Here is a 22,022-nt window from a genome sequence, read left to right as displayed (position 1 = left end):
ACCCCGGTCGGACGCGCCTCAATTCCGTGATAAGTGTTGACCTGTCTGGAGGTGAACATGAGCCAGGAGAACCCCTCGGGCTATCCTTACCAACCGTACGGCGCGCCCTACGGCGACCAGCCGCCGCCACAATACGGCTACGGCTACGGTTATCCGCCGCCCCCGCCGCGCAACGACGGACCGATGGCCAACGCGATCGTCTCGCTCGTGCTCAACCTTCTCGCGCTCGTCTCCTGCTGCAACGTCCTTGGCCTGCCGGGCGCCATCCTCGCGGGCCTGGCGCTGAGCAAGTCGCGCAACGAGCCGCAGACCGCCCGCACGATGGTGATCTGGAGCTGGGTCCTGTTCGGCACGGGCTTCGTGCTGGGCATCGGCACGTTCCTGTTCCTGGGCTTCAACGGCTACTTCGACGACTAGGCGGGGCCAAGTCCCAGCGTCCAGGGCGTCCGGACTAATCCGGGCGCCCTGAATGTTGCACACTGGAGCGGCCGAGCCGGGATCAGGAGACGATGGTCCTGCCGGGCCCCCGCACCAACCCCACGGAGACAAGCCAGTGAGCGATGGACCGCTGATCGTCCAATCGGACAAGACGCTGCTGCTCGAGGTCGACCACGAGCGGGCCGACGCGTGCCGCAAGGCGATCGCGCCGTTCGCCGAGCTTGAGCGCGCCCCCGAACACGTGCACACCTACCGCGTCACCCCGCTGGCGTTGTGGAACGCCCGCGCGGCCGGGCACGACGCCGAGCAGGTCATCGACGCGCTGATCAGCTTCAGCCGCTACCCGGTGCCCCACGCGCTGCTCGTCGACATCGCCGAGACCATGGCCCGCTACGGCCGGCTGCGCCTGGAGAAGGACCCTGCCAACGGCCTGGTGCTGACCTCCACCGACCGGGCCGTGCTGGAGGAGGTGCTGCGCTCCAAGAAGATCCAGCCGATGCTGGGCGAGCGGCTCGGCCCCGACTCCGTGATCGTGCACCCGAGCGACCGGGGCAACGTCAAGCAGGCCCTGCTCAAGCTCGGCTGGCCGGCCGAAGACCTGGCCGGCTACGTCGACGGCGAGCAGCATCCGATCGCGTTGCGGCAGGACGACTGGAAGCTGCGCCCCTACCAGCAGGAGGCCGCCGACGCCTTCTGGCACGGCGGCTCGGGCGTGGTCGTGCTGCCGTGCGGCGCGGGCAAGACGCTCGTCGGCGCGGCCGCGATGGCGCACGCCCAGGCCACCACGCTGATCCTGGTGACGAACACGGTCTCCGCCCACCAGTGGAAGACCGAGCTGCTCAAGCGCACGTCGCTGACCGAGGACGAGATCGGCGAATACTCCGGCACGAAGAAGGAGATCCGCCCGGTCACCATCGCCACCTACCAGGTGATGACCACCAGGCGGAAGGGCGTCTACAGCCACCTGGAGTTGTTCGACGCCCGCGACTGGGGCCTGATCGTCTACGACGAGGTGCACCTGCTGCCCGCCCCGATCTTCCGCATGACCGCCCACCTGCAGGCCCGCAGGCGGGTCGGGCTGACCGCGACGCTGGTGCGCGAGGACGGCCGCGAGGGCGACGTGTTCTCGCTGATCGGTCCCAAGCGTTACGACGCGCCGTGGAAGGAGATGGAGAACCAGGGCTGGATCGCGCCCGCCGACTGCGTCGAGGTGCGGGTGACGCTCACGGACGAGGAGCGGCTGGCGTACGCGATGGCCGAGTCGGAGGAGCGCTACCGGTTCTGCGCGACCACGCCGTCCAAGACGCAGGTGACCGAGGCGCTGGTACGCCGCCATCTGGGCGAGCAGGTGCTCGTCATCGGCCAGTACATCGACCAGCTCGACGAGCTCGGCGAGCACCTCAACGCGCCGGTGATCAAGGGCGAGACCCGGGTCAAGGAGCGCGAGCGCCTCTACCAGGCCTTCCGCGACAAGGAGATCCAGGTGCTGGTGGTGTCGAAGGTGGCCAACTTCTCCATCGACCTGCCGGAGGCTGCCATCGCGATCCAGGTGTCGGGGACGTTCGGCTCGCGTCAGGAGGAGGCGCAGCGGCTCGGGCGTGTGCTGCGGCCCAAGGCTGACGGCGGGGGCGCCCGGTTCTACACGGTGGTCAGCCGCGACACGGTCGACCAGGAGTTCGCGGCGCACCGGCAGCGGTTCCTGGCCGAGCAGGGGTACGCGTACCAGATCATCGATGCCGACGACGTGCTCGGCGGTGTGTGACGGGGATGCCGGCGGTCATGCCCAGCCGCTCGCCCGAGCGGCCGGGCATCAGCGTGGCTTCACGTCCACGAGACTCCGCGGGTCGAAGACAATCCAACCACCCCCCTCACCTGCGTACTATCACGCCGCCTGCGACATACCCCCATGATCCGACAAACCCACCTGATATGCCCGAATTTTTCGGTATTCCGAGCTTGATCCCTTGAGGGCGGATCTGCCCCCTACCTGACCAGCAGACCGCCGACGAAGAGCACGCCCTCCGCGACGATCCAGAACAGCACGCCGGCGCCCATGAGCTGACCGAACGTCCGCGGGTCGTGCCGCGACCACGGCAGCCAGGCCGCCACCGTACAGCACGCGGCGACCACCGCGAACGCACCCGACAGCGTGGAGACCGCGCCCAGCCGCTCCGAGCAGGTCGCCGTCGACTCGCCACCCGCACAGAACGCCTGCAGCCCCCACCCCGCGAACACCGACAGACCCCACAGCGCCGCAAGAAGGCAGCTCGCGACCGTGGGGATGATCGGCGAGAAACGCAGCCGGACCCGCACCACCACCTATGCGTACCCAGGCCGCCCGAGCTAAATGCTTTGGAAGCCGGGAATCGTGGCGACTAAGCTGATGGATTCGCTGCCTTCAACCACCTCCGTCGTTCATCCCAGGGAGGCGCTTTCGCATGCCCGCACACCAACTGGCCCCCGACATACCCTCCGACGTGCTCGCCGCCGAGCAGGCTCACCTGGCCGAGTCCAGAGCCGCGCTCAAGGCCATGCGCGCCCACGCCCAGTCGCTCTCGTCCGACGCGGCCGGCGACTGGGTCTCGCAGCAGATCCTCCAGTCGCTGCTCGACCAGCGGGTGGCCGCGCTGGCCGACCATCCCGACACCCCGCTGTTCTTCGGCCGCCTCGACCGCGCCACCGCTCAGGAGGACGAGCCCGACGCCCTGCCCGGCACGATCCACGTCGGGCGCCGCCACGTGCACGACGGCAACAGCAGGCCGCTGGTCATCGACTGGCGCGCACCGGTGTCCCGCGCGTTCTACCAGGCCAGTCCCGCCGACCCCATGGGAATCGTGCTCCGGCGCCGCTTCGGCTACCACGGCGGGGCGCTGACCGCGTTCGAGGACGAACCACTCGGCGAGGGCGTCGAGCTCGGCCCGTCCAGGATCCTGACCCAGGAGATCGAACGCCCCCGCACCGGCCCGATGCGTGACATCGTCGCCACGATCCAGCCCGACCAGGACGAGATCGTGCGCTCCACCCTCGCCCAGACGGTGTGCGTGCAGGGCGCCCCCGGCACCGGGAAGACCGCGGTCGGCCTGCACCGCGCCGCCTACCTGCTGTTCACCCACCGCGAGCGGCTGGCCAGGTCGGGCGTGATGATCGTCGGACCCAACCGGGCGTTCCTGTCCTACATCTCCTCGGTGCTGCCCGCGCTCGGCGAGGTCAAGGTCGACCAGACCACGGTGGCGGGACTGCTCGGGGAGCACGCCGCGTCCGAAGACCCGGCCGTGGCCGCGGTGAAGGGCGACGCCAGGATGGCGGCGGTGCTCGGCCGGGCTCTCTGGCTGCACATCGTGAAACCGGAGGAGGGCCTCGTCTACACCAAGGGCGCCTACCGGCACCGGGTGGCCGACCACGAAGTACGCGAGATCGTGGCCTCCCTGCGCGGCACCACCCGCTACAACCCCGGCCGGGCGGCGCTGGCGCAGCGGCTGGCCCACATGGTCCTCGTACGCATGGAGCAGCGCGGCGAGTCACCCGACGACCGGGTCCAGGACGCGGTGGCCCGTTCCAAGCCGGTGAAACAACTCGTGGACGCGGTCTGGCCCAAACTGACACCCGAACAGGTTCTCCACCGTCTGCTGTCAGATTCCGAATTCCTGGCGCGGGCCGCTAAATCAGATTTGTCGCCTGAAGAGCAGGAATTGCTCCTGTGGCGCAAGCCGTACCGGAGCTGGAAGTCGGCCAAATGGTCGGCCGCCGACGCCGCGCTCCTCGACGAGCTGCGCGACCTGATGGAACGTACGCCGTCGCTCGGCCACCTGGTGGTCGACGAGGCCCAGGACCTGTCCGAGATGCAGTTGCGCGCCCTCGGCCGCCGCTGCCGCAACGGCTCCGCCACCGTGCTCGGCGACCTCGCCCAGGGCACCACCCCCTGGTCGACCCGTTCGTGGACGTCGGTCCTCGAACACCTGGGCCAGCGCGAGGGCGAGGTCACGGAGCTGACCCTCGGCTTCCGCGTGCCGAGGGAGGTCCTCGACTACGCGGCCCGCCTGCTGCCCTCGATCGCCCCGGGCCTGGCAGCCCCGCAGTCGCTGCGGCCGGGCGCGGGCTCGCTCACCGTGCGCGAGGGCGGCTCGGTGGCGCAGGCCGCCGAGGAGGCCCTGGCCAAGGAGGGCTCGATCGGCGTCATCGTCCCCGACGCGATGGTGGCCGCGGTCTCCGAGTCGCTCGCCGGCCTGCCCTACGCCGTTCTCGACCCCGACTCGACCGAGGAACACCGCCTGCTGATCGTGCCCGCGACCCTCGCCAAGGGCCTGGAGTACGACCACGTCGTCGTCGTCGAGCCCGCCGACATCGTCGCGGCCGAACCCCGCGGCCTGGCCAGGCTCTACGTGGTCCTGACCCGGGCGGTGACCTCGCTGACGGTCCTGCACGACAAGCCGCTGCCGCCACAGCTGGCGAGCTGACAGGGCCTTCGGCACGGCCGCTTCTAGGATGGCTGGGCAAGGAGCTCTAGACCTAGGAGGATGCCGTGCCAGCACCCCTTCCCCATGAACACCTGCCCTCGGTTCCCGCGCTCGTGGTCGAGAGCGACGATCTCCAGGACGGTGAGCGGCTCAACGACGTCCACGTCTTCAACGACTGGGGCATGACGGGCCAGAACCTCTCGCCCCACCTGCGCTGGTCCGGCGCTCCGGCGGAGACCCGCTCCTACGCCGTGACCTGCTTCGATCCCGATGCCCCCACGGGCAGCGGCTTCTGGCACTGGGTGCTGTTCGATATCCCCGCCTCGGTGACCGAGCTGCCGACGGGCGCGGGCACGGCCCCGGAGTTCAAGGGCCTGCCCGGGGGCGCGGTGCACGCCCGCAACGACTACGGCAGCAAGGACTACGGCGGCGCCGCTCCGCCTCCCGGCGACCCGCACCGCTATGTCTTCACCGTCCACGCGCTGGGGGTCGAGTCACTCGGTCTCAGCAGCGACACCAGCCCGGCGGTGGTGGGCTTCAACATCACCGCCAACACGCTGGCCCGCGGCCACCTCATTCCCCACTACGGCGTCTGACGACGAAGGTGCCCCACCGCACGTCGGTGGGGCACCTTCCGTGGGGTCTAGTCGCAGATCTCGTCGAGCGGCTGCAGGTTGCCGAGCAGCGGTACCCACCGCCGTAGCTCGCACAGCGGCGTCCCCTCGGTCACGGCGCCGCTGACGACGACCCCGGGGTCGTTGGCGGCATGCGCGGGAACAGCCGTGAGGGTGACGGCGGCGAGGCCGAGAACGGCGACGCTCAGCATGCGCTTGCTGCGGGAGAACATTTCTCTGCTCCTTTGGTGAGGCGATGTGCAGACAACCCTTTCTCACTCCAAGTAGCAGTTCAATCGCGAAACGTAATGGCAGCGAAACGAAAACAAGAGCGGCCCGGAAAAACCGGGCCGCTCTTTTTGGGACGTGCGCCGCGAACAGGACCTAGAAGTCCATGTCGCCGCCGCCGGGCATGCCGGCGGGAGCGGCCGGGGTCTTCTCCGGCTTCTCGGCGATGACGGCCTCGGTGGTCAGGAAGAGCGCCGCGATCGAGGCGGCGTTCTGCAGCGCCGACCGCGTCACCTTGGCCGGGTCGAGAATGCCGGCCTCGAACATGTTGACGTATTCGCCCGACGCGGCGTTGAGGCCCTCACCCGGGGTGAGGTTGCGCACGCGCTCGACCACGACGCCGCCCTCGAGACCGGCGTTGACCGCGATCTGCTTGAGCGGCTCCTCCAGAGCCTTCTTCACGATCGCCGCGCCGGTGGCCTCGTCGCCGTTGAGCTCCAGCTTGTCGAACGCCTTGGCGCCGGCCTGCAGCAGAGCCACGCCACCACCGGGGACGATGCCCTCCTCGACGGCCGCCTTGGCGTTGCGGACGGCGTCCTCGATGCGGTGCTTGCGCTCCTTGAGCTCGACCTCGGTCGCCGCGCCCGCCTTGATGACGGCCACGCCGCCGGCCAGCTTGGCCAGCCGCTCCTGCAGCTTCTCGCGGTCGTAGTCGGAGTCGGTGCGCTCGATCTCGGCGCGGATCTCGTTGACCCGGCCGGAGATCTGCTCGGCGTCACCGGCGCCGTCGACGATCGTCGTCTCGTCCTTGGTCACGACCACCTTGCGGGCACGGCCCAGCAGGTCGAGGGTGGCGGTCTCGAGCTTGAGGCCGACCTCCTCGGCGATGACCTGACCGCCGGTCAGGATCGCGATGTCGTTGAGCATGGCCTTGCGGCGGTCGCCGAAGCCCGGGGCCTTGACGGCCACCGAGCGGAACAGGCCGCGGATCTTGTTGACCACCAGGGTCGCCAGGGCCTCGCCCTCGACGTCCTCGGCGATGATCAGCAGCGGCTTGCCGGACTGCACGACCTTGTCGAGCAGCGGCAGCAGGTCCTTGTTGGCGGAGACCTTGCCGTTGACGATCAGGATGTAGGGGTCTTCGAGCACGGCCTCCATGCGGTCGGAGTCGGTGACGAAGTACATCGACGTCATGCCCTTGTCGAAGCGCATGCCCTCGGTGAGCTCGAGCTCGAGGCCGAAGGTGTTGCTCTCCTCGACGGTGATGACGCCTTCCTTGCCGACCTTGTCCATCGCCTCGGCGATGAGTGCGCCGATCTCAGGGTCGGCGGCGGAGATGGAGGCGGTCGAAGCGATCTGCTCCTTGGTCTCCACGTCCTTGGCCAGCTTGGACAGCTCCTCGCTGACCCGCTCCACGGCCGCCTCGATGCCCTTCTTCAGAGCCATCGGGTTGGCGCCCGCGGCCACGTTGCGCAGGCCCTCACGCACCAGCGCCTGGGCGAGCACGGTGGCGGTCGTGGTGCCGTCGCCGGCGACGTCGTCCGTCTTCTTGGCGACCTCCTTGACCAGCTCCGCGCCGATCTTCTCCCACGCGTCCTCGAGCTCGATCTCCTTGGCGATGGACACACCATCGTTGGTGATCGTGGGAGCGCCCCACTTCTTCTCCAGCACGACGTTGCGCCCCTTGGGGCCCAGGGTCACCTTGACGGCGTCGGCGAGCTGGTTCATACCGCGCTCGAGACCGCGCCGGGCGTCCTCGTCAAACGCGATCATCTTGGCTGCCATAAGGCTAGACCTCCCAGATGCAGGGTGGCTTGTCGTGGACCGAGCCGACGCCCGCGACGGCATGGGTCAGCATCTCCTTCGGCAGACCCCATCGTCCCGATCCGGTGTTGGCACTCTGCTGCACAGAGTGCCAACGAACTGTTTAGCACTCTACCCTGCCGAGTGCAAGCGAACTCGCCTGCGGCCGATCCTTTCCCCAGGTCAGTCGTCTGTCCGGCGAGCCGCCCGTGGACGCACCGCTGGCCGCGGTTCGCGCACACGACTCGCCGTACCAGGGGTCGACGAAAGATAGGTGACGGTTCGCACGGACTGCGCTGCCGCGCGATCCCGCCGGTGCATACCAGTGCGGTGAATCAGACCGTCCTGACGGACTCCGCCTGCGGTCCCTTCTGGCCCTGCGTGATCTCGAACTCGACACGCTGTCCCTGTTCGAGAGAGCGATACCCGTCCATCATGATCGCTGAGTAATGGACGAATACATCCTTACCACCGTCTACCGCGATGAAGCCGTAGCCCTTGTCCGCGTTGAACCACTTGACGGTGCCCTGCGCCACTTCCGACTCCTCTTACTGGTCTCCCAGATCTCGCCCATTCCTCCGCGAGACCCGTAATCGCCCGACATAACAGAAAATCAGCCAGGCGATCGCCCTCGACCATACCTGTGGCAAGGGGTTTGGCAACAGAGTCAATCTGCAGAGACCACATTTCTTCCATCGGCGGTTCAACGTTGAATTGCGGGGAAAAGAAGAAGGCGCCCGCAAGGGACGCCTTCGCCGAAGTGTGATCTGCCGCACTCACCCGCCCGCGACGGCGGGGATGATGGAGATCTGGGTTCCCTCCGGCGCCGGAGTGTCCAGCCCCTGGGCAAATCGGACGTCCTCTTCCCCCACATAAACGTTGACGAAACGCCGAATCTTGCCCGATTCATCCAGAATTCTTGCGCCGATACCCGGGTAGTCAGAGTCCAGCTTGGCCAGCACGTCACGAAGAGTCGCGCCCTCGCCACTGACTTCCGCGTTGCCCCCGGTGTAGGTGCGCAGAATGGTGGGAATCCGCACAGAAACGCTCATGGTTACACTCGCCCTTTCGTGGTTGTCAGACAGTCGCGCGGAACGCGTCGAGAGAGGGCCGGATCACGGCCGTGGGCCTGGCGTCGCCGCTGATCGCGTCGAGCGTCTTGAGGCCGTCACCGGTGTTCAGGACCACGGTCTCGGCCCCCGGATCGAGCTGCCCGGTCTCGGTGAGCTTCTTCAGCACGCCCACGGTCACGCCGCCCGCGGTCTCGGCGAAGACGCCCTCCGTCGAGGCCAGGAGCTTGATGGCGGCCACGATCTCGTCGTCCGTGACGTCCTCGACGCCCCCACCGGTCCGCCGCGCGATGTCCAGCACGTACGGGCCGTCGGCGGGGTTCCCGATGGCCAGCGACTTGGCGATGGTGTCGGGCCGCACGGGCTGCACGACGTCGTGGCCCGCCTTGTAGGCGGTCGAGACGGGCGAGCACCCGGCCGCCTGCGCCCCGAAGATCTTGTACGGCGTGTCCTCGACCAGCCCGAGCGCGACCAGCTCCTTGAAGCCCTTGTCGATTTTCGTGAGCTGCGAGCCCGAGGCGATGGGGACGATGATCTGCTCGGGCAGCCGCCACCCGAGCTGCTCGGCGATCTCGTACGCGAGCGTCTTGGAGCCCTCGGCGTAGTAGGGCCGCAGGTTGATGTTGGTGAACCCCCACTTGTCACCGAGCGGGTCGCCGATCAGCTCCGAGCAGAACCTGTTGACGTCGTCGTAGGTGCCCTCGATGCCGATCAGCCGGCCGCCGAAGACCCGGGCCATGGCGATCTTGGCCTGTTCGAGGTTGGCCGGGATGAACACGCACGCCTCCAGCCCGGCACGCGCGGCGGCGGCCGTGACCGCGCCCGCGAGGTTGCCCGTGGAGGAGCAGGAGAGCGTGTGGAAGCCGAAGTTGCGGGCGGCCTCGACGGCCATGGCGACCACGCGGTCCTTGAAGGAGTGGGTGGGGTTGCCCGAGTCGTCCTTGACGTGCAGGGACCTGATGCCGAGCGCCCGCCCGAGGTTGCCGGCCCTGACCAGCTTGGTCCATCCCGGGTTCATGTTGGGCTTGTCGGCGACGTCGGCCGGCACGGGCAGCAGCGACCGGTAACGCCAGATGTTGGCGGGTCCCGACTCGATCGCCGCGCGGGTCACCGCGCCGAACTCGTAAGCCGCTTCGAGCGGCCCGAAACATTCCTGGCAGGCGAAGCTCGGACCGAGCGGGTAGCGTGCGCCGCACTCGCGGCAGGACAGACCGACGGCGGGACCAAAATCGAGCGACATGAAGCGAGGCCTTCCCTCATCTTCGTCTACGGCCACCTTGACCACAGACCGGAATTGGCACCTTGTCCCGGTCGGCCTCGCCAGGTCGCGAGTCACAAGCCGGGAGGGTTGCCGGGGCTTCGCAGGGCCGGTCCCTCCACCCCTCTGGATGAGCAATATTCAGTTGTCGAGTCGGACTCTACCCGCCCACGTGGCGGAAACGTCCTTCCGTCTCAGACTCTGAGACGCGCGATCTCAGCGATAGTCCTCCCCCAGCACGCCCTGGACATATTTGCGCGCCTGGTGGATGCGCGACTTTGCGGTGCCGAGCGGGATGCCGAGCTGGTCGGCCACCTCGTTGTAGTCGAGCTGGACGATGTCGCGCAGGACCAGCGCCTGCGCCAGGTCGGGTTTGTCGGCCTCCAGCGCCTCCATGGCGTCGAGCAGGTCGAGCCGCGAGCCCGCGATCACGCTGACGCGGCGCACGTCGGGCTTCTGCATCGGCAGCTCGTCGGAGCTCTGCTCGGCCGCCCTGCGCTTGAGCGAGCGGTACGTGGTCCGCGCGCAGTTGGCCGTCACAATGTGCAGCCAGGTGCTGAACCTGGCCCGTCCCTCGAAGCGCCCGATGTTGCGCGCCACGGCCAGCAGGGTGTCCTGGGAGGCCTCCTCGGCGTCCTGGTGGTAGGGCAGTATGCGGGCGCAATGACGCATCACATCGGGCTCGATCCGCCGCAGCAGCTCACCAAGAGCGCGGTGGTCTCCGGCCGCGGCGGAGCGGGCGAGTTCCTCGGTTAGCTCATCAAGCGCCATGCCTGGGATCCTAGGGTCATAGGGAGCCTTGTTGGCATCCTTCCTTTTCCGATGGGCCGTTCACCACGATGATCAGTGTGGTCCCGTCTGCACCGACACGCCAGCCGGAAGGAGTCACCTTGAGGTCTCACACCAGCTCACCGCCCTGCCGGCGGCCCGCGCGGCTGGAGCGGGCGCGGTGAACAACGTCCTGGTGGCCTCCAACCGCGGCCCTGTCTCCTTCACCGTCTCCGACGACGGCGAGCTGACGCTGCGCCGCGGCGGGGGCGGCCTGGTGTCGGGATTGTCCGGCGTGGCCAAGGACGACGGTGTCCTGTGGATCTGCGCGGCGTTGTCCGACGGCGACCGCAGCGCGGTGCGCCTGGCGCCCGGCGGCCGCATCGACCATGCCGGCTACGACACCGGCCCGCTGCGCATGCTCGACATCCCGCCCGCCACCTTCCACCGCGCCTACAACGCCGTGGCCAACTCCACGCTGTGGTTCGTCAACCACCTGCTCTACGACATCCCCAACGCGCCGCTCTTCGGCACCAAGTTCGAGCGCGAGTGGGAGTCCTACCGCGACTACAACGGCGCGTTCGCGCTGGCCCTGGCCGAGGAGGCCGGCCACGAGGCCAGGGTGATGGTGCAGGACTACCACCTCACGCTGACCCCGGCGATGCTCCGTGCCGAGCGGCCCGACCTGCGCGTCGCCCACTTCAGCCACACGCCGTGGGCGCCGCCCGAATACTTCTCCCTGCTGCCCGACGAGGTGGCGAGGGAGGTCCTGGAAGGCATCCTGGGGGCCGATCACGCCGGGTTCCTCACCGACAGGTGGGCGCAGTCGTTCATGGACTGCTGCGAGGCGCTGCTGGGCGCGGAGGCCGACCGCGTCGGGCGCAGCGTCACCCACGACGGCAGGACGACCCGCATCGGCGTGCACAGCCTCGGCGTCGACGGCGCCGCCCTGTGGGAGCGGGCCTGCGAGCCCGACGTCGAGTCGCACATGACCGCTCTGAAGGAGCAGGTCGGCGACCGCAGGCTGATCGTCCGCATCGACCGCACCGAGCTGTCGAAGAACATCGTGCGCGGCCTGGTCGCCTACGGTGAGTTCCTCGGCGCCCACCCCGAGTGGCACGGGAAGGTCGTGCACCTGGCCTTCGCCTACCCGAGCCGGCACGACCTGCCCGAATATCGCGAATACACCGCGTCGGTGCAGCGCTGCGCCCAGCAGATCGAGGACGAATACGCCACGGAGGACTGGGACCCCCTCATCCTCAACGTCAACGACGACTACCCGCGCTCGCTGGCCGCGTACCGGATGGCCGACGTGCTGCTGGTCAACCCCATCCGCGACGGCATGAACCTGGTGGCCAAGGAGGGCCCCGTGCTCTCACCCCGGTGCGCGCTCGTGTTGTCGCGTGAGGCGGGCGCGGCGGCCGAGCTGGGCCCCCACGCGCTGCTCGTCAACCCCTACGACACCAGTGGCACGGCCGCCGCCCTGCACGACGCGCTCGTCATGCCGGAGCAGGAGCGGCGGGCACGCCGCGACAGGCTGCACGCGGCGGCCACCGCCCTGCCGCCGCAGCAGTGGCTGGCGGCCCAGCTCGACGCCCTGGCCTGAGTGCTCAGCTCCAGCGGGCGCGCCTGAGCACGCCGGACGGCCCCGGCGTGCTCCACTGGTCGACGACCAGCACATTCGTCGTCGGCAGGTACCACTCGCGCTGCACGAAACGCGACCTCACCCGGCGCCTGCGTACGAGACACAGGTGGCCAGGTGGCCCGGCCCGACCTGGCGCAGGCCCTTCTTCCTCGCCGCACCGAGCCTCTGCCCTCACGGTCACCACGCGGGTCCAGCCGGGCTCGCCCCGGTGGGCCTTCCAGGCGGCGGCGGAAGGGTCGGGCCGCCCTATGAAGGCGACCGCTTACGGACGGCTGAACGCGGACGCCAGCTCGCCGAGCAGAGCCACGACTCCCTCGGGACCGTCCACCACGATGTCGGCCCGCTCGGCCAGCGCCGTCACCTCGGCGGAGCCGCTGCACACGGTCACGCCGGGCAGGTTGGACGCCTCGACGGCGTCGTACGCGGCCAGGTCGCCGAGGTCGTCGCCGGCGAACAGGACGGACCTCGCGACCCGCTCGGCCAGGAAGAGGCTGAGTGCCTGGCCCTTGTCCATGCCCGGCGGGCGCAGTTCGAGGACGTAGCGGCCGGGCTCGACCACCAGACTGTGCTTCTCGGCCAGCTTGGCCAGCGGCTCGCGGAGCTTGGCGAGGGTGCCGTCGGGGTCGGGGCTGCGCCGGGTGTGCACGGCCACGGCGCGGCCCTTGTCCTCGACGGTCACGCCTTCGACGCCCAGCGAGTCGAGCAGCAAGGGCAGCTCGGCCTCGGTGCGCGGCACGCCGGCGGGGGGCGGGGGCGCGGAGACGCGGCCGTGCTCCCAGCGTTCGAACCCGTAGTGTCCCAGCACGACCAGCCCCGGCACGTCGCTCAGCCCCGGCCCCAGTTCCAGCACGGTGGCCGGTGGCCTGCCGGTCACGATGACCACCGCGAGCACGTGGGAGCCCAGGTCGGCGAGAACTTCGGCTGCCTTCGGGTGGATCACGGCCTCGGCGGGATCGGGCACGATCGGCGACAGCGTGCCGTCGAAGTCGAGCCCGATCACGGCGCCCGCCGGATCGCTCAGGATCGCTTCCATTCCAGGGATGTTCCTCACGCGGCTGCCGTACCCAGCCGGTCAGGGGCGCATGCCAAGCCGTCTGGCCGCGCGGTCACGCTGACGGGTGGAGCGTAACCTGCGTAGCCTCTTGACCAGCATGGGGTCCTGCTCGAGCGCCTCGGGTCTGTCGATCAGCTCGCCGAGCAGCTGGTAGTAGCGGGTGGCGGAGAACCCGAAGGTCTCCTTGATGGCCTGCTCCTTCGCGCCCGCGTGGCGCCACCACTGGCGTTCGAAGGCGAGGAGCTCGTGATCGCGTTGTGAGAGTGGTTGCCGGCCGGACGGCTCCTGGGCAGCATTGTCACCGCTGAGCGGTGCTCCCATGGTGTCCTCCTCGAAAGGGGCGTGTGACGGTCACGTCGCACGCACACGGCCCGTGGCCATCGTAATGTGCGGCGCGCTGCTGTTCATGGCGGTTCGACAGACGTACAGTCACCAGATGTGACCTCAGTAATCACGCTGCTCACGGACTATGGGCTCGAGGACGGCTACGTGGCGGCCTGCCATGGCGTGATCGCCGGAATCGCGCCCGAGGCCAGGGTGATCGACGTGTGCCATCTGATCCCGGCGGGCGACGTACGGCGCGGCGCGGCCGTGCTCGCCCAGACCATCCCCTACCTGCCCGCGGGCGTGCACATCGCCGCGGTCGATCCGGGGGCGGGCGCGTCCAGGCGCGCGGTGGCCGTGGAGGCGGGCGGCCGGGTGTTCATCGGGCCCGACAACGGGCTGCTGTCGTGGGCCGTGCACGCCGGCGGCGGCGCCCAGGCGGCTCACGAGATCAGCAACGAGCAGCACTTCCTGCGGCCGGTCTCGCCCACGTTCCCGGGGCGCGACGTGTTCGCGCCGGTCGCCGCCAAGGTCTCCGACGGGCTGAGCACGGCCGAGCTGGGGCCGGAGATCCCGGTCGGCAGGCTGGTCTCGCTGCCGGAGCCGACCTCCCAGCTGCGTGAGGGCTCGGTCGAGGGCGAGGTCGTCTCGGTCGACCGCTACGGCAACACGCAGTTGTCGATCGCGGCGCGTGACCTGCAGGCGCTGGGCGTGCGGTTGGGCGACACGCTGGGAGTGCGGCTGGGGCGGCGGCAGCTCTCGCTGCCCTACCGGGAGACGTTCTCGGCGGTGCCGCCGGGTGAGCTGGTGGCGTTCGCGGACTCGGCGGGGCTGGTGGCGATCGCCGTCAACTGCGGTGACGCCGCGCAGCGGCTGGGGCTCCCGCCCGGTGCCCATGTCCGGCTTTCTCCTCTTTCTTAGGGCGAAAGCCACAGATCGGAATTACTCCGCGTATCGGTCTGTTTACTGAAGGGTCGGGCTGACTCGGCGGTCGCGTGTCAGAATGCGGGTCAAACGTCCCCTCCCCCTCCCCTTCGAGGTCGACGTGTACCAGCTTCCTGTTGTCCTGCTGTCGATGTTGTCCACGCTCCTGCCCGCCCCCGAGCCTCGCCTGCCCGAGCCCAGGGTCTTCCCCTTCGCCGTGCCGGGCGTCAGCCCGTCGGGCGCGCGGGTCACGTACATGCTGGCCGGGGTCGCGCCCGAGGCGGCGTGCCCGGCCGCGTTCCAGCCCTCGGCCGTGGGGCCCGGCTGCCGCACCGCCTTACGCGCGACGTACGCCGACAGCACGGGCACCTACGTCGCCACCGTGGGCATCGCCGTGCTCGACGGCCCGCAGCTCACCCCCTCCAGTGCCGGACGGCCGGCGACCGTGCGGCCCGTGGCCTTCCCCGGGGGCCCGGCCGAGCGGTTCGGCGACCGCCAGTACGTCACCGGGGTGGTCCTGCGGCCCGGCGGGCGCTACGTGGTGGCGGCGGCCGCGGGCTACGCCGACGGGCGGGCGTACCAGCCGGGTGAGGCGGTCGAGCCGCGGCTGCGCGCCGCCGCGAGCCAGCTCGTCACGGCGCTGCACCGGGCGCTGACCGGATGAGCAGGCTCCTCGTGCCTGCCCTGGTGACTGCGCTGGCGGTGGGCACAGTGCTGGGGGCCGCCGCTCCGAGCGCCTCCGACGACGTCAGCCGGGTCGCGCGGGCCGGGCAGTGGCAGCTCGGCGCGTTGCGGCTGCCCCAGGCCTGGCGTACGAGCAAGGGCGCCGGCGTCGTCGTGGCCGTGCTCGACACGGGCGTCAACGCCCGCCACCCCGACCTGGCGGGCGCCGTGATCCAGGGGCCCGACCTGACCGGCGTGGACGCGAGCCCGCACCGGTGGGGACGCCACGGCACCGCCATGGCCAGCCTGATCGCCGGCCGCGGGCACCGCGACGAGCAGGAGGGCGGCGTCCTCGGGGTGGCGCCGAGGGCCAAGGTGCTGTCCGTCAGGGTCACGCTCGACAACGGCGACCCGCAGCGCGTGAAGCTGCGTTCCGGCGGGCGCAACGCGCTGGCCAGGGGCATCCGCTACGCGGCCGACCACGGCGCCGGAGTGATCAGCATGTCGCTCGGCGGCGGCAGTGGCGCCTGGGAGGGCTCGGCCCCGGAGGAGGAGGCCGTCCAGTACGCGATCTCCAGGGGCGCCGTGCTCGTGGCCTCGTCGGGCAACGACGGCGCCTCCGCCAACAGGAAGAACTTCCCCGCCGCCTACCCCGGCGTGATCGCCGTCGGCGCCGTGAACCGGCGCCTCACGGTGGCCGGGTTCTCCAACCGGCAGGACTACGTCTCTGTGGTCGCGCCGGGCACGAAGATCGTGACGGCCGACGAACGCGGCTCGTACGTGGTCGGCGACGGCACCAGCTCGGCGGCGGCCCTGGTGGCGGGCGTCGCGGCCCTGGTCAGGTCGGCGTACCCGAGCCTGTCCCCTTACCACGTGCGACAGGCCATCGAGCTCGGCACGAGGAAGCGGCCGGCCGACGGCCACAGCCCCGCCTACGGGCACGGGGTGGTCGACGCGGTGCGGACTCTGCGGGCGGCCGCCCGGCTGGACGTGCCTCCGTCCGGGGAGGCGGCGCCGGAGCGGTACTTCTGCCAGGCGTCGCCGTCCTCCAGGGGGCCGGTGGTGGCGGGCATGGTGGTGCTGGTGGCGGCGATGTCGGCACGGGTGCTGGTGACGCAGCGGCGGCGGCGACGCAGGGGTGTAACCTAGCAAGCGCTTGTGCGATACTCCGGCTATGACGTTCGCCATCGACGGCTGGTTCACCATCGACCACGACGGCGTCCGCCTCATCGGCACCCGGTGCGCCGGCTGCGGCACGGTCTGCTTCCCGCCGCGGCACGGCCTCTGCCCCGACCCTCGCTGCGGCGGCACCGAGCTGCGCGCATGCAGGCTGCCGGGACGTGGACGCGTCTGGTCGTACACGAACGCCTGCTACCCGCCGCCCGCGCCGTACGTGGCGGCGGAGCCGTACGAGCCGGTGACCCTGGCCGCGGTCGAGCTGGAGGAGGCCGGGATCGTCGTGCTCGGCCAGGTCACGGACCTGACGGTGGAGGACCTGGAGGTGGGCATGGAACTGGAGCTCACCTCGGGCCCCCTGGCCGACGGGCCGCAGATGTGGATGTGGCGGCGGGCGTCATGAGCGTCGTTGTGCTGGGCACCGGCATGCACCCCTGGGGCAAGTGGGGCCGGCCCTTCGTCGAGTACGGCGTCGCGGCCGCCCGCGCGGCACTCGACGACGCCGGCGTGGCCTGGACCGACGTGGACTACCTCGTCGGCGCCGACACCATCAGGAACGGCTACCCCGGCTTCGTCGCCGGCGCCACCTACGCCCAGGCGCTCGGCTGGTCGGGCGCCAGGATCGCCTCCTGCTACGCCGCCTGCGCCTCGGGCGCCCAGGCCGTCGACATCGCGCGCACCCGCATCCTGGCGGGCCTGTGCGAGGTCGCCCTGGTCGTGGGCGCCGACTCCACCCCCAAGGGTTTCTTCACGCCGGTGGGCGGAGACCGGCCCGACGACCCCGACTGGCTGCGCTTCCGCCTCCTCGGCGCCACCAACCCCGCCTACTTCGGCCTCTACGCGCGCAGGCGCATGGCCGTGCACGGCTCGACCCAGGCCGACTTCGCCGCCGTCAAGGTCAAGAACGCGCGGGCCGGCTCGCTCAATCCCATGGCCCGCTACCGCAGGCCCGTCACCGTGGACGAGGTGCTGGCCTCCCCCATGGTCGCCGACCCCTTGCGGCTGATGGACATCTGCGCCACCTCCGACGGGGGCGCCGCCGTGGTGCTCGCCTCCGAGGAGTACGCCCGCCGCCGCGGCGCGACCCCCCTCGTACGCCTGGCCGCCGTCTCCACCGTCACCCCGTCCTTCCCCAGCACCGTCCTCGAACTGCCGAACTTCGCCACCGACTCCTGGGCCGCCGCGCCGCCGCCCGAGAAGCCGTTCAGGGCGGCGATCGCGTACGCGTCCTACGAGGAGGCGGGGGTGGGCCCCGAGGACGTCTCGCTGGCGGAGGTGTACGACCTGTCCACGGCGCTGGAGCTCGACTGGATGGAGGACATCGGCCTGTGCCCGCCGGGGCAGGCCGACAAGCTGCTGCGCGACGGCGTGACAGCACTCGGCGGCCGCGTCCCCGTCAACCCGTCGGGCGGCCTGGCCTCGTTCGGTGAGGCGATCCCCGCCCAGGCCATCGCCCAGCTCTGCGAGCTCGTCACCCAGCTGCGCGGACGCGCGGGCCCCCGGCAGGTGCCGGGCCCCCGGGTCGGCCTGGCCGTCAACCAGGGCCTGTTCGGGCACGGCTCCGCCCTGGTCGCCACCCTCTGAACGGGCACGTGCCCCCCGAGCCGGGCTCGGGGGGCACGTGCCGTGCGGGCGGTTCAGCCGACGTGGACCACGTCGTGCGTCTCGGCGAAGTGGCAGGCGCTCTCATGCGCCGTGCCGGGCCGGATCTGCAACAACGGCTCCTCCTCGGCGCAGATCTCCTGCGCCTTCCAGCACCGCGTACGGAACCGGCACCCCGACGGCGGGTTGGCCGGCGAGGGCGGGTCGCCCTGGAGGATGATGCGCTCGCGCTGCTCCCGCCCATCGGGGTCGGGCACCGGCACCGCCGACAGCAGCGCCTGCGTGTACGGGTGCGCGGGCCGGTCGTAGATCTCGGTGTCCTTGCCGAGTTCCACGAACTTGCCGAGGTACATCACCCCGACCCGGTCGGAGATGTGGCGCACCACCGACAGGTCGTGGGCGATGAAGATGTACGCCAGGTCGAACTCGTTCTGCAGCCGCTCCAGCAGGTTGATGACCTGCGCCTGGATCGACACGTCGAGCGCCGACACCGGCTCGTCGCAGACGATGATCTCCGGCTGCAGCGCCAGCCCGCGGGCGATGCCGATGCGCTGCCGCTGACCGCCGGAGAACTGGTGCGGGTAGCGGTTGATGTGGTCGGGGTTGAGACCCACGACCTCCAGCAGCTCCTGCACCTTCGTGCGGCGGTCGCCCTTGGGCGCCACCTCGGTGTGGATCTCGTACGGCTCGCCGATGATGTCGCCGACGGTCATCCGGGGGTTCAGCGAGGTGTAGGGGTCCTGCATCACCATCTGGATGTTGCGCCGCATCCGCTTGAGCTCGCCGCCCTTGGCGTGGGCGATGTCGCGGCCGTTGATCTTGACCGAGCCCGACGTGGGCCGCTCCAGCGCCATGAGGACCTTGGCGAGCGTGGACTTGCCGCAGCCCGACTCGCCGACGATGCCCAGCGTCTCGCCCTTGTGCAGGTCGAACGACACGCCGTCGACGGCCTTGATGGCGCCGATCTGCCTCTTGACCACGATGCCCTGGGTGAGCGGGAAGTGCTTGACCAGGTCGCGCACCTCGAGGATGCGCTCACTGGTGCTCGCCATCGAGGACCTCCCTCCAGTAGTGGCAGGCGCTGTTCCGCGTGCCGCTGACTTCGTGGAGCGGTGGCGCGTCGGTCACGCAGTTGTCCTGCCGGTACGGGCACCGGGGGTGGAAGGCGCAGCCCGTCGGCAGGTCGAGCAGGTTGGGCGGCAGGCCCTTGATCGCGTACAGCTCGTGGCCCTTGAGGTCGACCCGGGGGATCGACTCCAGCAGCCCCTTCGTGTACGGGTGCGCGGGCCCCTTGTAGATGTCGTGAACGGGGGCGTTCTCCACGATGCGCCCCGCGTACATGACGGCGATCTTGTCGGCCACGTCGGCGACCACGCCCAGGTCGTGCGTGATCAGGATGAGACCCATCCGGCTCTCGCGCTGCAGCTCGGCCAGCAGCTCCATGATCTGCGCCTGGACGGTCACGTCGAGCGCCGTGGTCGGCTCGTCCGCGATCAGCACCTCGGGGTCCAGCGCGATCGACATGGCGATCATGATCCGCTGCCGCATGCCCCCGGAGAACTGGTGCGGATAGTCGTGGACGCGCTGCCTGGCGGCCGGGATGCGTACGCGGTCCATCAGCTCGATGGCCTTCTTCAGCCCGTCGGCCTTGGACATGCCGCGGTGCACCCGGAACATCTCGCTGATCTGCCAGCCCACGGTGAACACCGGGTTGAGCGCGGAGAGCGCGTCCTGGAAGATCATCGCGATCCGCTGGCCGCGCACCTGCGTGCGGGCCTCCTCCGACAGCTTGAGCAGGTTGGTGCCCTTGAAGCGGATCTCCCCCTTGGGGATCACCGCGGGCGGCATGTCGAGAATGCCCATGATCGCCTGCGCGGTCACGGACTTGCCGGAACCCGACTCGCCCAGCACCGCGAGCGTCTCGCCGGGGCCGACGGTGTAGCTCACCCCGTTGACCGCGCGTACGACCCCGGCACGGGTCTGGAACTCCACGTGCAGGTTGTCGACCGCGAGCAGTGGATGGTCGCCCGGCGCCCCTCCTTCAGAGAGCCCAGGCAGCACGTCCGCTGACGTCTTCTTCACGTGATCCCCCCTTCTACCTGAGCTTCGGGTCGAGCGCGTCGCGCACCGCGTCGCCCATCATGATGAACGCGAGCACGGTGACGCACAGGAACGCGGCGGGGAACACCAGCGGCAGCGGTGCCTCCAGGAACCGGTTGCGCGCGTCGGCGATCATCAGACCCCACGAGATGTCCGGGGACAACACGCCGACGCCCAGGAACGACAGCGCGGCCTCGGCGGCGATGAAGCCGCCCAGGTTGATCGTGGCCACGACGATGACCGGCGCGAGCGAGTTGGGCAGCAGGTGGCGGAACATGATCCGTCCCGCTCCGGCGCCCAGCGCCCTGGCGGCCACCACGAAGTCCTGGCTCTTCGCGGTGATCACCGCCGCTCTCATGATGCGGTACGTCATCGGCCAGCCGAGCACCCCGAGTGCGACGATGACCAGCAGGATGCTGTTGGCCTTGCCGCGGAAGGTGGCCGCGATCAGCAGCGCGCCGAGGATCGCGGGGATGGCGAAGAAGATCTCCGTGAACCGCGAGGACACCGCGTCGACGGCGCCGCCCCGGTAGCCGGCGACGATGCCGAGCAGGCTTCCGACCAACGTGGTGACGATCGTGGTGAACACGCCGATGATGATCGAGTTGCGGGCGCCGTAGATCGTCCTGGAGTAGAGGTCACAACCCAGGTTGTCCCGGCCGAACAGGTGGCCGGGGCTCGGCCCCTGCCGCGCCGTCGACAGGTCGCAGCTCCTGGCGTTGAACGGGTCGATCGAGGTGAACAACGACGGCCAGAACGACATGACCAGCAGGACGAAGATGATGATCACCGAGATGATGAACATCGGCCGTCGCCTGAGGTCGTACCAGGCGTCGGTCCACAGGCTGGCGGGCTTGCCGTCCTTGGCCTTCTTGCCTCCGCGCTCCGGCGCCTGGGTGGGCTCGGTGACCAAGGTCTGCGTATCCGGGAGCCCGGTCCCGACCGGCGGGGTTGGGTTACTCATAGCGGATCCTCGGGTCGAGCAGGGCGTACAACATGTCGACGACCAGGTTGGCCAGGATGTAGATCAGCACCAGGACGGTGACGATGCCCACGACCACCGGTTGTTCCCGCAAGTAAACCGACTGGAAGAGCTGATTTCCAATCCCTTGCAGGTTGAAGATCGTCTCGGTGATGACCGCGCCGCCCATCAGGTTACCGAGGTCGGCGCCGAGGAAGGTGACCAGCGGGATCAGCGCGTTGCGCAACCCGTGCCTGCCGATGACGCGGCGTCTCGACAGGCCCTTGGCCGTGGCTGTGCGGATGTAGTCGGCCCGCAGGGTCTCGGCGAGGCTGGTCCTGGTGAGCCTGGTCAGATAGGCGATGGACGTGCCCGCCAGCACGAAGCCGGGCAGCAGATAGCTGCGCCAGCCCGCGAACGTGCCGGCGACGGGGAAGATGTCCGCGCCCGTCCACTGTTTGAGTTTCACGCCGAGCAACAGCTGCAGCACGAACCCCGTCACCAGCGTGGGGACGGAGATGAACAGCAGCGTCGAGGCGAGGATCATGGTGTCGGTGGCCTTGCCCCGGCGCAGCGCGGCCCACAGGCCGAGCCCGACGCCGATGACGGCCTCCATGACCAGCGCGGTCAGTGCGAGGTTCAGGGTGACCTGAAACTTGCCCGCCATGATCTGGGACACGGGCACGTCGGCGAAGTTGACGCCGAAGTCGCCCTGGAAGAGCACACCGCTGATGTAGTACCAGTACTGCAGCAGCAGCGGATCGTTCAGGTGATATTGCTCGCGCAGGACCTCGGCGATCGCGGGGTCGGGGCGTTTGTCCCCGAACATCGCCGCGATGGGGTCACCGGGCAGCGCGAAGACGATGCAGAAGATCAGTAGCGTGGCGCCGAACAGGACGGGGATCGCCTGGATCAAGCGCCTGATGACATAACGGCCCAT

General features: G+C 69.8%; 23 protein-coding genes and 1 riboswitch. Of the genes, 10 read left to right on the top strand and 13 right to left on the bottom strand.

Features of this window, described 5'->3' with window-relative positions; translation table 11 throughout:
• The first annotated feature begins 57 nt into the window (after nt 1-57).
• Together E1267_RS07375 and E1267_RS07370 are read left to right on the top strand one after the other, a co-directional pair.
• Complete coding sequence (locus tag E1267_RS07375; RefSeq protein WP_132331089.1) at nt 58-417, top strand: DUF4190 domain-containing protein; 360 nt, start codon at nt 58-60, stop codon at nt 415-417.
• A gap of 136 nt (nt 418-553) precedes the next feature.
• Nucleotides 554-2,200, top strand: a complete 1,647-nt coding sequence (locus tag E1267_RS07370; protein WP_132331087.1) for a DNA repair helicase XPB — start codon at nt 554-556, stop codon at nt 2,198-2,200.
• Nucleotides 2,201-2,421: 221 nt separating this feature from the next.
• On the opposite strand, the gene E1267_RS07365 is transcribed toward E1267_RS07370, so the two are convergent.
• On the bottom strand, nt 2,422-2,757 hold the full coding sequence (locus tag E1267_RS07365) for a hypothetical protein (RefSeq protein WP_132331085.1): 336 nt from the start codon (nt 2,755-2,757) through the stop codon (nt 2,422-2,424).
• A gap of 119 nt (nt 2,758-2,876) precedes the next feature.
• Between E1267_RS07365 and E1267_RS07360 the strand changes: the two genes are divergently transcribed.
• A complete protein-coding gene (locus tag E1267_RS07360) occupies nt 2,877-4,892 on the top strand; it encodes a HelD family protein (protein WP_132331083.1) in 2,016 nt (671 codons plus the stop codon).
• Nucleotides 4,893-4,957: 65 nt separating this feature from the next.
• The gene (locus tag E1267_RS07355) at nt 4,958-5,488 is read left to right on the top strand and encodes a YbhB/YbcL family Raf kinase inhibitor-like protein (RefSeq protein ID WP_165959496.1); all 531 of its coding nucleotides are present in this window, start codon (nt 4,958-4,960) and stop codon (nt 5,486-5,488) included.
• A gap of 47 nt (nt 5,489-5,535) precedes the next feature.
• Here the strand turns inward: E1267_RS07355 and E1267_RS07350 are convergent, their stop codons facing one another.
• The 6 genes from E1267_RS07350 to E1267_RS07325 form a co-directional block, all read right to left on the bottom strand.
• Nucleotides 5,536-5,739, bottom strand: coding sequence for a hypothetical protein (locus E1267_RS07350; RefSeq protein ID WP_132331081.1), 204 nt, complete (start codon nt 5,737-5,739; stop codon nt 5,536-5,538).
• A 151-nt stretch (nt 5,740-5,890) separates the two neighbouring features.
• Nucleotides 5,891-7,519, bottom strand: a complete 1,629-nt coding sequence (groL, locus tag E1267_RS07345; RefSeq protein ID WP_132331079.1) for a chaperonin GroEL — start codon at nt 7,517-7,519, stop codon at nt 5,891-5,893.
• 353 nt (nt 7,520-7,872) lie between these two features.
• A complete protein-coding gene (locus tag E1267_RS07340) occupies nt 7,873-8,073 on the bottom strand; it encodes a cold-shock protein (RefSeq protein ID WP_106250594.1) in 201 nt (66 codons plus the stop codon).
• A 240-nt stretch (nt 8,074-8,313) separates the two neighbouring features.
• Nucleotides 8,314-8,589, bottom strand: a complete 276-nt coding sequence (locus E1267_RS07335; RefSeq protein ID WP_132331077.1) for a MoaD/ThiS family protein — start codon at nt 8,587-8,589, stop codon at nt 8,314-8,316.
• Nucleotides 8,590-8,614: 25 nt separating this feature from the next.
• Entirely contained in the window at nt 8,615-9,847 is a 1,233-nt protein-coding gene (thrC, locus tag E1267_RS07330) for a threonine synthase (protein ID WP_132331075.1), read from the bottom strand.
• Between the two features lie 13 nt (nt 9,848-9,860).
• Nucleotides 9,861-10,002, bottom strand: a riboswitch (SAM riboswitch).
• A gap of 79 nt (nt 10,003-10,081) precedes the next feature.
• The gene (locus E1267_RS07325) at nt 10,082-10,636 is read right to left on the bottom strand and encodes an RNA polymerase sigma factor (protein ID WP_132331073.1); all 555 of its coding nucleotides are present in this window, start codon (nt 10,634-10,636) and stop codon (nt 10,082-10,084) included.
• Between the two features lie 178 nt (nt 10,637-10,814).
• Here E1267_RS07325 and E1267_RS07320 point away from each other — a divergent pair, with 178 nt between their 5' ends.
• Nucleotides 10,815-12,239 (top strand): alpha,alpha-trehalose-phosphate synthase (UDP-forming), encoded by a 1,425-nt coding sequence (locus E1267_RS07320; protein WP_132331071.1) that lies wholly within the window; start codon nt 10,815-10,817, stop codon nt 12,237-12,239.
• A 301-nt stretch (nt 12,240-12,540) separates the two neighbouring features.
• Here E1267_RS07320 and otsB read toward each other — a convergent pair whose 3' ends face one another.
• Both otsB and E1267_RS07310 read right to left on the bottom strand, forming a co-directional pair.
• Nucleotides 12,541-13,311, bottom strand: coding sequence for a trehalose-phosphatase (otsB, locus tag E1267_RS07315; RefSeq protein WP_165959495.1), 771 nt, complete (start codon nt 13,309-13,311; stop codon nt 12,541-12,543).
• 39 nt (nt 13,312-13,350) lie between these two features.
• Nucleotides 13,351-13,653, bottom strand: a complete 303-nt coding sequence (locus E1267_RS07310; RefSeq protein ID WP_132331069.1) for a DUF3263 domain-containing protein — start codon at nt 13,651-13,653, stop codon at nt 13,351-13,353.
• A gap of 117 nt (nt 13,654-13,770) precedes the next feature.
• Between E1267_RS07310 and E1267_RS07305 the strand changes: the two genes are divergently transcribed.
• The 5 genes from E1267_RS07305 (at nt 13,771) to E1267_RS07285 (ending at nt 18,003) form a co-directional block, all read left to right on the top strand.
• A complete protein-coding gene (locus E1267_RS07305) occupies nt 13,771-14,577 on the top strand; it encodes an SAM hydrolase/SAM-dependent halogenase family protein (protein ID WP_132331067.1) in 807 nt (268 codons plus the stop codon).
• 82 nt (nt 14,578-14,659) lie between these two features.
• Entirely contained in the window at nt 14,660-15,244 is a 585-nt protein-coding gene (locus E1267_RS07300; protein WP_132331065.1) for a hypothetical protein, read from the top strand.
• On the top strand, nt 15,241-16,392 hold the full coding sequence (locus E1267_RS07295; RefSeq protein WP_132331063.1) for a S8 family peptidase: 1,152 nt from the start codon (nt 15,241-15,243) through the stop codon (nt 16,390-16,392). Before E1267_RS07300 ends, E1267_RS07295 begins: the two co-directional genes overlap by 4 nt.
• Before the next feature lie 25 nt (nt 16,393-16,417).
• Nucleotides 16,418-16,822 carry a Zn-ribbon domain-containing OB-fold protein gene (locus E1267_RS07290; RefSeq protein ID WP_132331061.1) on the top strand — a complete coding sequence of 135 codons (405 nt, stop codon included), beginning with the start codon at nt 16,418-16,420 and terminating at the stop codon, nt 16,820-16,822.
• The gene (locus tag E1267_RS07285; RefSeq protein WP_132331059.1) at nt 16,819-18,003 is read left to right on the top strand and encodes a lipid-transfer protein; all 1,185 of its coding nucleotides are present in this window, start codon (nt 16,819-16,821) and stop codon (nt 18,001-18,003) included. The genes E1267_RS07290 and E1267_RS07285 overlap by 4 nt, the downstream gene beginning before the upstream one ends.
• Before the next feature lie 53 nt (nt 18,004-18,056).
• Here E1267_RS07285 and E1267_RS07280 read toward each other — a convergent pair whose 3' ends face one another.
• The 4 genes from E1267_RS07280 to E1267_RS07265 are packed head-to-tail and all read right to left on the bottom strand — an operon-like array spanning nt 18,057 to nt 22,022.
• Complete coding sequence (locus tag E1267_RS07280; RefSeq protein WP_132331057.1) at nt 18,057-19,073, bottom strand: ABC transporter ATP-binding protein; 1,017 nt, start codon at nt 19,071-19,073, stop codon at nt 18,057-18,059.
• Complete coding sequence (locus E1267_RS07275) at nt 19,057-20,103, bottom strand: ABC transporter ATP-binding protein (RefSeq protein ID WP_132331055.1); 1,047 nt, start codon at nt 20,101-20,103, stop codon at nt 19,057-19,059. The genes E1267_RS07280 and E1267_RS07275 overlap by 17 nt, the downstream gene beginning before the upstream one ends.
• A 13-nt stretch (nt 20,104-20,116) precedes the next feature.
• Nucleotides 20,117-21,085, bottom strand: coding sequence for an ABC transporter permease (locus E1267_RS07270; protein ID WP_132331053.1), 969 nt, complete (start codon nt 21,083-21,085; stop codon nt 20,117-20,119).
• Complete coding sequence (locus tag E1267_RS07265; RefSeq protein WP_132331051.1) at nt 21,078-22,022, bottom strand: ABC transporter permease; 945 nt, start codon at nt 22,020-22,022, stop codon at nt 21,078-21,080. Before E1267_RS07265 ends, E1267_RS07270 begins: the two co-directional genes overlap by 8 nt.

It is taken from the genome of Nonomuraea longispora (genome assembly GCF_004348345.1).
In the GTDB taxonomy this organism is placed as follows: domain Bacteria; phylum Actinomycetota; class Actinomycetes; order Streptosporangiales; family Streptosporangiaceae; genus Nonomuraea; species Nonomuraea longispora.
This window is presented reverse-complemented; position numbering and strand designations above follow the sequence as displayed.

Excerpts from the sequence above, each read along its gene's own strand:
- E1267_RS07270 (WP_132331053.1), bottom strand. The coding sequence starts at position 21,085 with ATGAGTAACCCAACCCCGCCGGTCGGGACCGGGCTCCCGGATACGCAG.
- E1267_RS07335 (WP_132331077.1), bottom strand. The coding sequence starts at position 8,589 with ATGAGCGTTTCTGTGCGGATTCCCACCATTCTGCGCACCTACACCGGG.
- E1267_RS07290 (WP_132331061.1), top strand. The coding sequence starts at position 16,418 with ATGACGTTCGCCATCGACGGCTGGTTCACCATCGACCACGACGGCGTC.
- E1267_RS07325 (WP_132331073.1), bottom strand. The coding sequence starts at position 10,636 with ATGGCGCTTGATGAGCTAACCGAGGAACTCGCCCGCTCCGCCGCGGCC.
- groL (WP_132331079.1), bottom strand. The coding sequence starts at position 7,519 with ATGGCAGCCAAGATGATCGCGTTTGACGAGGACGCCCGGCGCGGTCTC.
- E1267_RS07300 (WP_132331065.1), top strand. The coding sequence starts at position 14,660 with ATGCGGGTCAAACGTCCCCTCCCCCTCCCCTTCGAGGTCGACGTGTAC.
- E1267_RS07310 (WP_132331069.1), bottom strand. The coding sequence starts at position 13,653 with ATGGGAGCACCGCTCAGCGGTGACAATGCTGCCCAGGAGCCGTCCGGC.
- E1267_RS07285 (WP_132331059.1), top strand. The coding sequence starts at position 16,819 with ATGAGCGTCGTTGTGCTGGGCACCGGCATGCACCCCTGGGGCAAGTGG.
- otsB (WP_165959495.1), bottom strand. The coding sequence starts at position 13,311 with ATGGAAGCGATCCTGAGCGATCCGGCGGGCGCCGTGATCGGGCTCGAC.
- E1267_RS07265 (WP_132331051.1), bottom strand. The coding sequence starts at position 22,022 with ATGGGCCGTTATGTCATCAGGCGCTTGATCCAGGCGATCCCCGTCCTG.
- E1267_RS07360 (WP_132331083.1), top strand. The coding sequence starts at position 2,877 with ATGCCCGCACACCAACTGGCCCCCGACATACCCTCCGACGTGCTCGCC.
- E1267_RS07375 (WP_132331089.1), top strand. The coding sequence starts at position 58 with ATGAGCCAGGAGAACCCCTCGGGCTATCCTTACCAACCGTACGGCGCG.
- E1267_RS07280 (WP_132331057.1), bottom strand. The coding sequence starts at position 19,073 with ATGGCGAGCACCAGTGAGCGCATCCTCGAGGTGCGCGACCTGGTCAAG.
- thrC (WP_132331075.1), bottom strand. The coding sequence starts at position 9,847 with ATGTCGCTCGATTTTGGTCCCGCCGTCGGTCTGTCCTGCCGCGAGTGC.
- E1267_RS07295 (WP_132331063.1), top strand. The coding sequence starts at position 15,241 with ATGAGCAGGCTCCTCGTGCCTGCCCTGGTGACTGCGCTGGCGGTGGGC.
- E1267_RS07350 (WP_132331081.1), bottom strand. The coding sequence starts at position 5,739 with ATGTTCTCCCGCAGCAAGCGCATGCTGAGCGTCGCCGTTCTCGGCCTC.